The 13,726-nt window shown below is 67.7% G+C and carries 13 protein-coding genes; 11 read left to right on the top strand and 2 right to left on the bottom strand.

The window, feature by feature from the left end:
* Positions 1-58 precede the first annotated feature (58 nt).
* The gene (locus QFZ53_RS15035) at positions 59-1,204 is read right to left on the bottom strand and encodes a LysM peptidoglycan-binding domain-containing protein (protein WP_307297811.1); all 1,146 of its coding nucleotides are present in this window, start codon (positions 1,202-1,204) and stop codon (positions 59-61) included.
* A 170-nt stretch (positions 1,205-1,374) separates the two neighbouring features.
* Between QFZ53_RS15035 and QFZ53_RS15030 the strand changes: the two genes are divergently transcribed.
* Entirely contained in the window at positions 1,375-1,680 is a 306-nt protein-coding gene (locus tag QFZ53_RS15030) for an Rv2175c family DNA-binding protein (RefSeq protein WP_292908463.1), read from the top strand.
* Here the strand turns inward: QFZ53_RS15030 and QFZ53_RS15025 are convergent, their stop codons facing one another.
* A complete protein-coding gene (locus QFZ53_RS15025; protein ID WP_373426293.1) occupies positions 1,681-2,781 on the bottom strand; it encodes a polyprenyl synthetase family protein in 1,101 nt (366 codons plus the stop codon). It lies immediately after the preceding gene.
* An 85-nt stretch (positions 2,782-2,866) separates the two neighbouring features.
* Between QFZ53_RS15025 and QFZ53_RS15020 the strand changes: the two genes are divergently transcribed.
* The 10 genes from QFZ53_RS15020 (at position 2,867) to QFZ53_RS14975 (ending at position 13,686) form a co-directional block, all read left to right on the top strand.
* Complete coding sequence (locus tag QFZ53_RS15020) at positions 2,867-3,247, top strand: DUF3040 domain-containing protein (RefSeq protein WP_292908180.1); 381 nt, start codon at positions 2,867-2,869, stop codon at positions 3,245-3,247.
* Positions 3,248-3,497: 250 nt separating this feature from the next.
* Positions 3,498-3,929, top strand: coding sequence for a division/cell wall cluster transcriptional repressor MraZ (gene mraZ / locus QFZ53_RS15015; protein WP_307297806.1), 432 nt, complete (start codon positions 3,498-3,500; stop codon positions 3,927-3,929).
* Between the two features lie 102 nt (positions 3,930-4,031).
* A complete protein-coding gene (gene rsmH / locus QFZ53_RS15010) occupies positions 4,032-4,970 on the top strand; it encodes a 16S rRNA (cytosine(1402)-N(4))-methyltransferase RsmH (protein WP_307297805.1) in 939 nt (312 codons plus the stop codon).
* The gene (locus QFZ53_RS15005; RefSeq protein ID WP_307297804.1) at positions 4,967-5,536 is read left to right on the top strand and encodes a hypothetical protein; all 570 of its coding nucleotides are present in this window, start codon (positions 4,967-4,969) and stop codon (positions 5,534-5,536) included. Before rsmH ends, QFZ53_RS15005 begins: the two co-directional genes overlap by 4 nt.
* 35 nt (positions 5,537-5,571) lie before the next feature.
* Positions 5,572-7,350 carry a peptidoglycan D,D-transpeptidase FtsI family protein gene (locus QFZ53_RS15000; protein WP_307297803.1) on the top strand — a complete coding sequence of 593 codons (1,779 nt, stop codon included), beginning with the start codon at positions 5,572-5,574 and terminating at the stop codon, positions 7,348-7,350.
* Between the two features lie 27 nt (positions 7,351-7,377).
* Entirely contained in the window at positions 7,378-8,790 is a 1,413-nt protein-coding gene (locus QFZ53_RS14995) for a UDP-N-acetylmuramoyl-tripeptide--D-alanyl-D-alanine ligase (protein WP_307297802.1), read from the top strand.
* Complete coding sequence (gene mraY, locus QFZ53_RS14990) at positions 8,787-9,899, top strand: phospho-N-acetylmuramoyl-pentapeptide-transferase (RefSeq protein WP_292908189.1); 1,113 nt, start codon at positions 8,787-8,789, stop codon at positions 9,897-9,899. Before QFZ53_RS14995 ends, mraY begins: the two co-directional genes overlap by 4 nt.
* Positions 9,889-11,427 (top strand): UDP-N-acetylmuramoyl-L-alanine--D-glutamate ligase, encoded by a 1,539-nt coding sequence (murD, locus tag QFZ53_RS14985; RefSeq protein WP_307297800.1) that lies wholly within the window; start codon positions 9,889-9,891, stop codon positions 11,425-11,427. The genes mraY and murD overlap by 11 nt, the downstream gene beginning before the upstream one ends.
* Positions 11,396-12,601 (top strand): putative lipid II flippase FtsW, encoded by a 1,206-nt coding sequence (ftsW, locus tag QFZ53_RS14980; protein WP_307297797.1) that lies wholly within the window; start codon positions 11,396-11,398, stop codon positions 12,599-12,601. The genes murD and ftsW overlap by 32 nt, the downstream gene beginning before the upstream one ends.
* A complete protein-coding gene (locus QFZ53_RS14975) occupies positions 12,598-13,686 on the top strand; it encodes a UDP-N-acetylglucosamine--N-acetylmuramyl-(pentapeptide) pyrophosphoryl-undecaprenol N-acetylglucosamine transferase (RefSeq protein ID WP_307297794.1) in 1,089 nt (362 codons plus the stop codon). The genes ftsW and QFZ53_RS14975 overlap by 4 nt, the downstream gene beginning before the upstream one ends.
* Positions 13,687-13,726: the final 40 nt, after the last annotated feature.

Raw genomic sequence — 13,726 nt, 5'->3', positions numbered from 1 at the left:
GGAGACTGAAAGCCCGCGGAACGGCTCGCCCCTCGGGCCTGACGGTTTGCCGCGAACGTCACCCGTGGAGGGCGAGCCACTGGTACGCCTGAGTCTCCCACTGCCCGTACTTGTCGGGATAAGCAGAGATCTGCACGGTCTGCGCCGCGACCGTGAACGGCAGGGATTCCCAGCCTGCGACGTCGAGCAGGCCGCGCGTGATCTGCCCGTTCGGGTCGTTCTGACCGCCGAAGAAGGCCCGCGTGCTGCGGTCGGCGTCGAGGATCTGCTCTGCAGCGCCCCATCCGGTGCTCGGGCGCTGCTGGAACAACCCGAGAGAGTCTCGATCCCCGTGATCGAGATTCCTCAGACCGGACTCGACCATCGCGGTGGCCAGGGCGATCGCGAGGCCGCGGTCCGAGACGCCGAGCTGACGGCCGATCGTGATGATGAGGGCCGCGTTCGCCGCCTGTTCGGCGTCGAGCGTCGCACTGAGCTGGCCGCCGGGCTGCACCGGGGGAGCGGAGACGACGATGCTCTGACCCGGATAGATGATCGACTGCGCGGTCATCGCGTTCCAGGCGTACAGCGACGCCGTCGTCGTGCCGTACTTCTGGGCGATCCCGAAGAGCGTGTCGCCCGCGACGACGGCGTGCGTCTGCGCACCGGCTGCGGAGGTCGTCACCGCCGCAGGGGCTGTCGCAGGTGCGACTGCCGGGGCGGCGGCCGCAGCACCCGAGACGAGCAGGCTCTGACCGGGGTAGATCACGGATGCGCGGGTGAGCGCGTTGGCGGCGAGCACCGCATCGACGGAGGTGCCGTACTTCTGGGCGATGCCGTATACCGTGTCGCCGGCCACGACGACGTGGGTCTGGGCGGCCGCGGGGACGGTGGCCGGTGCGCTCGTCCCGGCGAGGGAGAGCGTCTGACCCGGATAGATGACCGATCGCCAGGTGAGCCCGTTCCAGGCGAGAACGTCAGCGGTGCGCAGACCATGACGCTCCGCGATGGCGGAGATGGTGTCGCCGGGCTGGACGACGTAGGCCGTCGGAACGGAAGCTGGCACCACGCGGAGGGCCGGAGTCGACCGGATCTCGGAATGAACAGGGGCGACGTCCGCAGTGGCGGGGACGACCGCCATGCTCCCGGTGAGGGTGCCGATCACCGCCGCCGGCATGCCGATCTGCAGATAGCGGGTGCGTCGGGCTGCAGTGTTCAGTCTCACGGTTCCCCCTTGTTCGACGTCTGCCCACGCTGGCACGTATGTAAACAGAAGTCAACAAGAGTGACCCAAGTGAAAGTTGTTACTGGAGTGAAGATATGCGTCCTGCGCGCAGAGGTGAGATAGTTGGCAACGTGTCTGCACCAACTGAGAACGTGTCCGCCTGGCTGACCATGCCCGACCTCGTCGAGGTTCTCGACGAACCGCTCGGTCGTGTGCGCCGCTTGATCGACGAGCACTATCTGGTGGGCTCGAAGCGCAGCGGCGTCTTCGCCGTTCCCGCCGTCTTCATCGTCGACGGACACCCGCTCCCGTCGCTGCGCGGCACCATCATCGCGCTGCAGGATGCGGGCTTCACCGACGACGAGACCGTGGACTGGCTGCTGTCTGAGGAGGAGACCATGGGACGCTCGCCGATCGATGCGCTCCTCGCCGGCCACAAGAGCGAAGTGCGACGCATCGCGCGTACGCTCGCCTGATCAGGCCGAACGGGCTGTCGCGGCCCGGGCGAGATCGCGCAGGTCTCCGACCGCCGCGTTCTCGAGACGAGCGCCGGACAGTGCCCGGTCGGCGGCCACGGCGTAATCGTCGATCATCGTCTCCACGCGGCCGAGTGCTCCAGACGCCTTGATCGTGGCCTGCAGGAAGGAGATCTGCTCGACCGTGAGCTCGGGATCCCCGAGCATCTCGTCGAACAGGTTCCGTGCCGAGATGTCGATGCTCTGTCGCGTGAGGGCGACGAGCGCGGTGCGCTTCCCCTCGCGCAGGTCGTCTCCGGCGGGCTTCCCGGTGATCGCGGAGTCGCCGAAGACTCCGAGTACGTCGTCGCGCAACTGGAAAGCCATGCCCACGGGGTGCCCGAATCGTCGCAGGGCACTCAGCTGCTCCTCGTCGGCGCCCGCGAAGGCCGCGCCGAGGACGAGCGGCTGCTCGATGCTGTAACGGGCCGACTTGAGCGAGACGATGCGCAGGGCGCGCTCCAGGTGCGAGTCTGCGGCGTTCACGCTCCAGGCCGACTCCTCGGCGATGTCGAGGAACTGCCCCACGGTCACATCACGTCGCATACGTGCGTACTCGCGGCGAACGCGCGGGGCGAGAGGATGCCTCTCCAGCGCGTGCTCCAGCAGGTCGTCGCTCCATGCGACGAGGAGATCGCCGAGCAGGATGGCGGCGGATCGGCCGAAGGCCGCTGCGTCTCCGCTCCAGCCCGCATCCGCGTGCGCGCCCTCGAGAGCGCGATGTGCTGCCGGCCGCCCGCGGCGAGTGTCGGAATTGTCGATGAGATCGTCGTGCACGAGGGCAGCCGACTGGAAGATCTCGAGCGCGGCGCAGACGTCCCACACGGCGGGCGTCTCTGAGGCATCGCGATCGGCGAAACGCGCGACCGCTTGCCACCCCGAATGGCAGAACCGGGCGCGCAGCCGCTTGCCGCCGACCAGCGTGCGTTCGCCGGCATCGATCAGGGCGGCTGCGTCCGGACCATACTCCACAGCCTCCGTGCGCATCCGCTCCACGAAGACGTGCAGGCGATCAGCGACGGCGTCGGAGACGAGTGTGGGTGACGGCACGACTCCCAGCATACGTAAAGCCAATCCGGTCCCGAACGGCTACCCCAGTCGGGCGAGGCGCGCGTAGAATGGTCGGAAGATACCCGAGGGGGACGAAATGCCACTCTCCGAACAGGAGCAGCGTCTGCTCGACGAGATGGAACGCCATCTCCTCCACAACGACGCCGACGTCGTGAGCGCGCCCAGCGGCGACCGCGCTCTGAGCTACCGCAATCTCGTGTACGGAGCCCTGTTGCTCCTCGTCGGGATCGGCGGTCTGATCGCCGGAGTCATCGTGGGCGACGTCTGGGGCATCATCATCGGCGTCGTCGCGTTCGCCGCCATGCTCGGTGGAGTGATGCTGGCGGTCACTCCTGTGCGCCGTCCGACGCCGGCCGCTCCCCGTGACGGCGTCAAGAAGAAGCCGCAGCAGCAGAGTTCCGCGTCGTTCATGGATCGCATGAACGACCGATGGGATCGCCGCCAAGACGGTCACTGACCTCTCCACACTTCACAGGCCCGGATGCTGAGCATCCGGGCCTTTTTGCTGTCCGCCGTCCGGGCTCCACACAGCTCCCCCTTTCCTCCACTGGCCCTCCACTCCTCTCCACCGCGTAATCACGCGGAATTCGAGCATGCGCAGAATCGAAAGTGCTGGTATTTCCCAGAAAGAGCGTAGGAATGTGGAGGGAAGTGGAGTAAAGTGGGGCGCACCTCGAGTTGGCCGGACGCAGAGGGGGTGATGGCTGATGTTGCTGGGAACGCATTCTCCGAAGCTGGACGACAAGGGACGGGTCATCCTTCCCGCGAAGTTCCGCGAAGACCTCGGCGGCGGCATCGTCGTCACCCGAGGGCAGGAGCGCTGCCTCTACGTCTTCAGCACGGCCGAGTTCGAGTCCATGCACGAGCGGATCCGTCAGGCGCCGCTCGCGAACAAGCAGGCGCGCGACTTCATGCGCCTGTTCCTCTCCGGTGCAAGCGCGGAGATGCCCGACAACCAGAACCGCATCACCATCCCGCAGCACCTGCGTCAGTACGCGGGGCTTCAGAAGGAGCTCATCGTCACCGGAGTCGGCGCCCACGCTGAGATCTGGGATGCCGAGAGCTGGAACGCCTACCTCGCCGCCGGTGAGGAGACCTACTCCGACCTCGAGCAGGAGGTGATTCCGGGACTCTTCTGACCACGGCTGTGATGCCCCGCCGCTCCCGCCCCGACACACTTCCCCGGTGCCGGGTCGAGAAGCGGAGGGGGATCAGAGCCGAAGGTCAACCCGAGAAAGATCATGAACCTCCGAGACATCCACACCCCCGTCCTGCTCGAACGTTGCGTCGAGCTGCTCGCTCCCGCCCTCCAGGCGGACGGCGCGGTGCTCGTCGACGCCACCCTCGGGATGGGCGGCCACTCCGAGGCACTGCTCGAGCGCTTCCCGAACATCCGCCTGGTCGGACTCGACCGCGACACCGACGCGCTGCGCATCGCGGGGGAGCGGCTCGCCCGCTTCAAGGACCGGATGACGCTCGTGCACACCGTGTACGACGAGATCGGCCTGCACGCTCAGGGCGCGTCCGGCATCCTCTTCGACCTCGGCGTCTCCTCGCTGCAGCTCGACGAGGCCGAGCGCGGATTCGCGTACTCAAAGGACGCCCCGCTCGACATGCGGATGGATCAGACCACGGGCATCACCGCAGCCGAGGTCGTCGCGACGTACAACGAGGGCAACCTCCGCCGCATCTTCGAACGGTACGGCGAGGAGAAGCTGGCCGGCCGATACGCGCGCTTCATCATCGACGCCCGGCAGAAGAAGCCGATCACACGCTCCGGCGAGCTCGTCGACATCCTCATCGCGGCGACGCCTGCCGCGGCACAGCGTGCGGGCCACCCGGCCAAGCGCGTGTTCCAGGCGCTGCGGATCGAAGTCAACGCCGAGCTCAACGTGCTCGCCGACGCGATCCCCGCCGCGATGGATGCTCTGGCCGTCGGCGGACGCATCGTCGTGATGTCCTATCAGTCGCTGGAGGACCGCCTGGTCAAGCAGGCCTTCGCCGCGGGCGCCGCGTCGACCGCGCCGAAGGGGCTGCCCGTCGAGCTTCCCGAGCACGCACCGAAATTCAAGATCATCACCCGCGGCGCCGAACTCGCCGACGATGAGGAACGTGCTCGAAACCCACGGGCGATCCCCGTGCGGTTGCGGGCGGCAGAGAAGGTGCGAGAGAACACATGAGCCTGAACGCCACCGCACGCAAGCCGGTCGTCGCGCCAGACGCACCCGCCCGAGCACCGCGCCCGAATCTGACGCCGCTGCCGAAGACCACCGCCCGGCGCAAGCCGAAGCTCGCCTACGCCCTGGTCGCCCTGGGCGGGGCCATGGCCATCGGCGCCGCGCAGATCGGGCTGTCGCTCGCGATCACGCAGGATTCCTACACGCTCGCCTCGCTGAACTCCGAGCAGCGGACGCTGGATCTTCGAACAGACGCCCTGCAGGAGGAGCTCACGGGGCTCAGCTCTCCGCAGGCGCTGGCCACCAGCGCCGCGGCGCTGGGCATGGTCGTCGCCGGTTCACCGGCGTACCTGCGGCTCAGCGACGGAGCCGTGTTCGGCACCGGCACCGGCGCAGGGTGGGATTCCACGGTCAACCCCAACGGCGCGGGCGCCGTCAGCAACTCGCTGCTCGTCCCGCCCGCGCAGGCGGACGCGAACGACGGACCGGTCACCGACGATGCCGTGACCGAGACCGAGCAGCTTCCGCCGGCGATCACCGACGGCCTGCCGAGCCCCGAGACACGCTGACGACGCGCACAAGAGAGAACCGACGGAGAGAACCCATGACGACACGAGCAACCCGGAGTCCCCGGCGACGCACCGTCGTCGCCCTCGCCGTGATCCTCTCGATCCTGGGCGCGTTCATCGTGCGCCTCGTCGACATCCAGGTCGTGAGCGCGGATGAGCACGTGGCGCAATCGCTGCAGTATCTCGGCGACAAGACGACGATCCCGGGGCAGCGCGGCTCGATCGTCGACGCGAACGGGACAGTGCTCGCCGAGAGCGTGACCGTCTACGACTGGAACATGGACCCGAAGGCGATGAACGCCGTCGAGACCGACGAGGAGAACCCGCCCAAACTCCCCTGGGCAGAGGCTTCCACGAAGATCGCCGAGATCATGGGCTTGAACGCGGACGAGCTGCGAAGCGGCGTGGAGGCTGCACGCGCGGAGAACCCGGACACGCAGTGGTACCAGCTCGCCAAGGGGCTCAATGCGAAGCAGTACACCGAACTGAAGAACCTGAAGCTCGCCTATCTGCATCACGACTCGCGCGAGACCCGGGTGTACCCGAACGGCGCCGTGGCCGGCAACGTGATCGGATTCCTCAACGGCTCGGGCGAGGCTCAGGCGGGCATCGAGCAGATGGAGACGCAGTGCCTCGCGCCGACGAACGGCGAGGAGACCTACCGCAAGGGCACGAACGACGTCGTGATCCCGGGCAGCGAGCAGCGGACGGATGCCGTGAACGGCGGCTCCGTGCAGCTGACCATCAACAGCGACCTCAACTGGTACATGCAGCAGATGATCGCGGAGGAAGCTCAGGCCCAGGGTGCTCAGGGCGGCACCGTCACGGTCGTGGAGGTCAAGACCGGCAAGATCCGCGCCGCAGCCGAGTGGCCCACGGTCGACCCCAACAACCTCAACGGCTCGTCGCCGAGCAGCTGGTACAGCAAGCTCTTCACCTACGCCTTCGAGCCCGGTTCCACGTTCAAGCCCGTGACGGCCGCCGCCATCATGGAGAACGCCGGAGTCACCCCGACCAGCCCGACGGTGTCGGCCTCGTCGAAGGAGCACTTCCCGAACGGCGCTGTGATCAACGACGCCTTCGTGCACCCGACGTACAACTACACGCTGGCCGGAGCGCTGATCGACTCGTCCAACGTCGCACTGTCGAAGTTCGGCACGATGGTCAGCCCCGACGTCCGCTTCGACTACCTGCAGCGTTTCGGCGTCGGCACGCAGACCGTCGGGTTCCCGAGCGAGACGAACGGAGAGCTGCATCCGACGAGCGAATGGGACAACCAGTCTCTGTACACGACGACATTCGGCCAGCACTTCACCGTCACCGCCCCGCAGGTCGCCGGTGCCTATCAGGCCATCGCCAACGGCGGGGAGAAGATCGGCCTGTCACTGATCGAGTCGTGCACAGACGCCGACGGCACCGTGCACAAGGCCGCGGATCCCGAGAAGAAGCAGATCATCAAGCCCGAGACCGCGGCCGAGTTGACGCGCATGCTCGAGAACGTCGCGGTGCAAGGTGGAAACGCAGAGCGCATCAAGGTTCCTGGCTACCGCGTCACGAGCAAGACGGGTACCGCGCAGATCCCCGACGGCAACGGCGGGTACAAGGCCGGCGTGTACTACACGAGCATGGTGGGCTTCGCGCCGGTCGACGATCCGCAGTACGTCGTGATCGTCACTCTCGACCAGCCGACTAGAATCACATCATCGGCTGCGACGGCATCCGCCTTCCAGAAGGCGATGACGCAGGTCATGAAGACCTACCGCGTGATGCCCTCGACCGTCCCGATGGACGCGCTGCTTCCCAAGTTCGAATAGCCGGCATATGCCGCGCATGGAGATGTCATGATCGCCCTGTCGCTCGCTGAGATCGCCGCCATCATCGGCGGTGAACTGCGCCTCGTCGACCCCGACACGGCGGACACCGTCGTGGACGGCGTCGTCGACACCGATTCCCGCACGATGGCAGAGGGGGCGATCTTCGTCGCCAAGCCAGGGGCGGAGACCGACGGCCACCGATTCGTCGGGAATGCGGTCGCCGCCGGCGCCGCACTCGCGATCGTCGAGCGTCCGGTCGACGAAGAGGTCTCGCAGATCGTCGTCGCCGACGTCGTGGCAGCCCTCGCGGCGCTCGCTCGCGAAGTCGTCGCGCGCGTGCGCGCGGCGGGGAACCTCAAGATCGTGGGGATCACCGGCTCCAACGGCAAGACCACGACCAAGAACTTCCTCGCCCGCATCCTCGCCGACGAGGGCGAGACCGTCTCGCCGATCAACTCGTACAACAACGAGATCGGCGCTCCCGTGACGATGCTGCGCGTCACGTACGGAACGCGGTTCCTCGTCAGCGAGTTCGGCGCCGCGGCGCCGGGCAGCATCGCTCATCTGGCCGGTCTCGTCGAACCCGACGTCGCCGTCGTGCTGATGGTCGGCATGGCCCACGCGGGCGGCTTCGGCGGCATCGAGGAGACCGCGAAGGCGAAGTCCGAGCTGGTCGCTGCAGCGCGTCCCGACGGCACGGCCGTGCTCAACATCGACGACCCCCGCGTCGCGGCGATGCGCGAGCTCGCGGAATCGCGCGGCATGAGCGTGGTCGGCTTCGGGCAATCGGCTGCGGCCGACGTGCGCGCGCACGACCTGGTCGTGACGGCATCCGGCACCACCTGCGAGATCGAGGCGGCGGGTGAGCGGATGCCGCTGCACCTGCGTGTGCTCGGCGCTCACCACGTCAACAACGCGATGGCCGCGATCGCGGCGGCCGGAGTGCTCGGCGTCGCAGCATCAGACGCCATCGCCCGTCTCGAGACCCTCGAGATCGCCGAGCGCTGGCGCATGCAGCCGATGGGCAGCGACCGCGTGCGCATCATCAACGACGCGTACAACGCCAGCCCCGATTCGATGGCCGCCGCCCTGCGTACGCTCGCGCAGATCACAGGCCCCGGTGAGCGCACGGTCGCGGTCCTCGGCGCCATGAGCGAGCTCGGCGAGACCGCGGGAGAGGAGCACGATCGCATCGGCCTGCTCGCGGTGCGGCTGAACATCCAGCGCATCGTGGTCGTCGGCCCTGAGGCGCGCAGGCTCTACATCTCTGCGATCGGCGAAGGCTCGTGGGACAGCGAGGCCGTGCACTTCCCCGATCAGGACAGCGCCTTCGAATACCTGCGCACCGAGCTCCGCGACGGGGATCGAGTGCTCGTGAAGTCATCCAACTCCGTAGGCCTCCGGCATCTCGGCGATCGTCTGGGAGAATTGTTCTCGTGAGGTCCCTCATCATGGCGGCGGCCATCTCGCTCGCCTTCACTCTCTTCCTGACCCCCGTCTTCCTGCGGCTGTTCCGCACGTGGGGCTGGGGACAGGTCATCCGCACCCCCGAGGCGATCGAGAACCCCAGCCACGAGGCCAAGCGGGGGACCCCCACGATGGGCGGGGTGATCTTCATCCTCGGCACGCTGGTGGGCTACTTCACCGGCGTGTTCGTCGGCGGCGGTGTGCCCTCGCTTTCCGCCCTGCTGCTGATCTGGGTCATGATCGGATTCGGCGCGGTCGGCTTCATCGACGACTACATGAAGGTGCGCAGCCAGCGCAGTCTCGGCCTCTCCGGCTGGCGCAAGATCATCGGACAGCTGCTCGTGATGGTCCCCTTCGGCATCGTGGCTCTGAACTTCCCGAACCGGTCAGGGCAGACCCCGGCATCCGGCGCCGTCTCGCTCTTCCGCGACATCCCGTGGCTGAACCTGTTCGTCTTCGGCGTGATCGGCGGCTGGATCCTCTACCTGGTCTGGATCTCGGTCATCGGCGTCGCCACGTCGAACAGCGTGAACCTCACGGACGGCCTCGACGGCCTGGCCGCAGGCGCCGGCATCCTCGTGGTCACGTCCTACGGCCTGATCGCGTTCCGTCAGTTCCAGCAGTCGTGCGTGGGGGAGTCGATCGAGAAGGCGGCGATCGGCGGATGCTACGAGGTGCGGGATCCGCTGGATCTCTCCGTGATCGCTGCGGCCTTCGCGGCCAGCCTCATCGGCTTCCTCTGGTGGAACGCGCCGAAGGCGAAGGTCTTCATGGGCGACGTCGGCTCGATGTCGATCGGCGGGGTCATCACGGCGCTCGCGATCCTCACCCGCACCGAGCTGCTGCTCTTCGTGATCGCGGGAGTGTTCGTCCTCTCCTCGGGCTCCGTGATCCTCCAGCGCGCGTACTTCAAGATCACGCGCGGCAAGAGGCTGTTCCTGATGAGCCCCTTCCATCACCACCTCGAGATGCGCGGCTGGTCGGAGGTCACGATCGTCGTGCGCCTGTGGATCATCGCCGGACTCCTCGCGGTCTCGGCGGTCGGGCTCTTCTACGTCGAGTGGCTCACCCGTGTCAGCTGAGCCGCGTCTCGCGTCGCTCACGAGCTGGAACTCCGACTGGTCGGGCCTTCGCGTGGCCGTGCTCGGGCTGTCGATGACCGGATTCTCGGTCGCCGACACTCTCGCCGAACTGGGTGCCGCCGTCCTGGTGCTCACCGAGTCGGCAGAGGAGGAGTACGCCCGGCTGCTGCCCGTGATCGGTGCGGAACTCGAGCTCGGCTCTCTCTCCAGCGTGCCCCAGGCTCTCGTCGACTTCGACCCCGAGGTCGTGATCGCCTCGCCGGGATTCTCGCCCGCGCACCCCGTGATCCGGTGGGCGCAAGAGCGCGGCACCGCGATCTGGGGCGACGTCGAGCTCGCCTGGCGCGTGCGGGACAAGGTCACGCGCGCAGACGGCACCCCCGCGGAGTGGGTGCTCATCACCGGCACGAACGGCAAGACGACCACGACCCAGCTCACGGCGTCGCTGCTCGTCGAGGGCGGGCTGCGCGCCGCGCCGTGCGGCAACATCGGCGTTCCGGTGCTCGACGCGGTGCGCGACCCCGCAGGCTTCGACGTCCTGGTGGTGGAGCTCTCGAGCCACCAGCTCTGGTACATCGGCCAGTCTCTCCCCGAGGGTGAGCTGATCCCGTACGCCTCGGTGTGCCTCAACCTCGCCGACGATCACCTCGTCTGGCACGGAAGCGCAGAGGCCTACCGCGAGGCGAAGTCGTTCGTCTACCGCAACACGAAGGTCGCCTGCGTCTACAACAAGGCCGACGAAGCTACGCGACGCATGGTCGAGGATGCCGATGTGATCGACGGCGCCAGGGCGATCGGCTTCGACCTCGGAATCCCCGGCCCCAGCGACATCGGCGTCGTCGAAGGGCTGGTCGTCGACCGAGCGTTCCTCGACGACCGTGCTCGGAGCGCGCTGGAGCTCACCACGCTCCGTGATCTCGAGGAAGCAGGGCTGTCGGCCCCGCACATCGTGCAGAACATCCTCGCCGCCAGTGCTCTCGCGCGTTCGCTCGGAGTCGAACCGGAGGCCATCCACGCGGCCCTGCAGAAGTTCACGCTCGACGCGCACCGCATCCAGGTCGTGGCCCGGCATGCCGGCGTCACCTGGGTCGACGACTCGAAGGCGACGAACCCCCACGCGGCGGCGTCTTCGCTGCGCGCGTATCCCGGCGCCGTCTGGGTCGTCGGCGGAGATCTCAAGGGCGTCGACATCGCCGACCTGGTCGCCGATGTCGGGAGCACGGCCCGCGCGGCGGTCGTGATCGGCGTCGAACGCGAAGCCGTGGTCGCGGCATTCCGACGACACGCGCCCGTGGTGCCGGTCTTCGAGGTGGATGCTGGCGAGACTGGTCAGGTCATGAACCGTGTCGTGGAGATCGCGGCGGGGGTCGCTGGCGACGAGGGGACGGTTCTGCTGGCCCCGGCCGCAGCGTCCTTCGACCAGTTCTCCGGTTACGCGGATCGTGGCCGCCGCTTCGCCGAAGCGGTGCGGGAATGGATCGACCGGGGGAGCGCCGATGACGCAGGTGGCCCGAACCCCGCGCACTGATCCTCCTCGCGCCGAGTCGCGAGGATTCGCCGCACGTGTCTCGCTCGGCCGGCGGTTCACGCCGGTGTCGACCGAGTTCCTGATGATCGCGTCGACGGCCCTGCTGCTGACGATCTTCGGTCTCGTCATGGTGCTGTCCGCGACGAGTGCGGATGCCGTGTCCAAGGGCGCCAATCCGATGGACGGCGCATTGCGGCAGGGCATCTTCGCCGTGCTCGGCATCCCGCTCATGTTCGTGATCTCTCGTCTTCCGATCGCCTTCTTGAAGAAGATGGCGTGGCCGGCCCTGTTCGGGGCCGTGGCGCTGCAGATGCTCGTCTTCACGCCGCTCGGCATCGAAGACGCCGGAAACCGCAACTGGATCAAGGTGGCGGGCTTCACGCTGCAGCCATCCGAGTTCCTCAAGCTCGCCCTGGCGGTCTGGATCGGCTACGTGCTGATGCGCAAGCAGACGATGCTCGGCACCTGGCACCAGGTGTTCATCCCGGTCGTGCCCGTCTCGGCGCTGGCCATCGGAACGGTGCTTGCGGGCAAGGATCTCGGCACCTCGATGGTGCTCGTCCTGATCATGCTGGGTTGCCTGTTCTTCTCCGGCGTCAAGCTGCGACTGTTCATCATCCCGGTGATCCTGGGCGTGCTCTCGGTGCTCGCGCTCGCGCTGACCAGCGAAGACCGCATGCGCCGCATCACCGCTGTCTGCTCGGACATGAGCGATTACGAGAGGAACTGCTACCAGTCGATCCACGGAATGTGGGGCATGGCGACCGGTGGGATCTTCGGGGTCGGACTGGGCAACTCTCAGGAGAAGTACGGCTGGCTGCCCGCAGCGGGGAACGACTTCATCTTCGCCATCGTCGGCGAGGAGCTGGGTCTCATAGGATGCCTGGTCGTGCTCGCGCTGTTCGCGACCTTCGCGATCGGCGTCTTCCACATCATCCGCAAGACGAACGATCCGTTCATCCGTGTGGCCGCCGGCGGCATCACGGTCTGGATCGTCGGGCAGGCCATCTTCAACGTGGGCGTCGTGATCGGTCTCTTCCCCGTCATGGGCGTGCCCCTGCCGTTCATGTCACAGGGCGGTACCGCGCTGCTCGCCGTGCTCATCGCGTGCGGGGTTCTTCTGGCCTTCGCGCGCACGATCCCCGCAGTCGACCGGGGTAAAGTCACCAGGTGACCACGTACCTTCTTGCCGGCGGAGGCACCGCAGGCCATGTCAACCCTCTGCTCGCCGTCGCCGACGGGCTGCGTGAGCGCGACGCCGCAGCATCCGTCCTCGTTCTCGGCACGGCCGAAGGCCTCGAGTCTCGCCTGGTCCCTGCTCGCGGCTACGAGCTGCTGATCGTCGACAAGGTGCCGTTCCCTCGCCGTCCGAACGCGCAGGCCGTAGCGTTCCCACGCCGCTTCCGGCGGGCGATCGCACAGGTGCGCGAGCACATCCGCGCGCACGGCGTCGACGTCGTCGTCGGCTTCGGCGGCTATGCCTCGGCTCCCGCCTACGTCGCGGCTCGCCGCGAGGGCATCCCCTTCGTGGTGCACGAGGCCAATGCGAAGCCTGGACTCGCGAACGTGCTCGGCGCACGGCGCGCCGCCGCGACCGGAGTCGCCTTCGACGGCACCCCGCTGCGCGGCAGCGAGGTCGTCGGGATGCCCTTGCGTCGGGAAGTCATCGAACTCGACCGCTCGGCCCGCCGCGACGAGGCGGCCGAGTACTTCGGACTGGATGCCGCACGCCCCGTGCTCCTGGTGTTCGGCGGGTCTCTGGGAGCGCAACGGCTCAACGAGGCGCTGGCAGGCTCCTGGGCCGACATCCTCGCGGCGGGATGGCAGCTGCTTCACGTGACGGGCGAGCGCAGCGAGCTCGCGGATCCCGAGGTGCCCGGCTACGCCCTGCGCCGCTACGTCGATCGCATGGACCTCGCCTTCGCGCTCGCCGACCTGATCGTGTCCCGTTCGGGTGCGGCGACGGTCAGCGAGATCAGCGCGCTCGGCATCCCGGCCCTGTACGTGCCGTATTCGGTGGGCAACGGCGAGCAGCGCCTGAACGCGGCGTCCGCCGTGGCAGCCGGCGCCGCTGAGCTTCTCGACGACGCGACCTTCGACGGCGACGCCGTGCGCCGAATCGTCGTCCCCCTGCTCGGAGACGCCGAGCGTCTGGCGAAGATGGCGGCATCGGCGGAGCAGGTCGGGACCCGCAGCGGCACCGACAACGTGATCGCGCTCGTCGACCGGGCGCTGGGCACCGCGAACCACGGCCGTTGAGCGAGCCCAGCGAGTCGACACGCAGATATGAAACGTAAAC

The sequence above is a fragment of the Microbacterium natoriense genome (genome assembly GCF_030816295.1).
Taxonomy (GTDB): Bacteria; Actinomycetota; Actinomycetes; order Actinomycetales; family Microbacteriaceae; genus Microbacterium; species Microbacterium natoriense_A.
The sequence above is the reverse complement of the archived record's forward strand: the minus strand, read 5'-3'. Positions and strand labels throughout refer to the sequence as shown.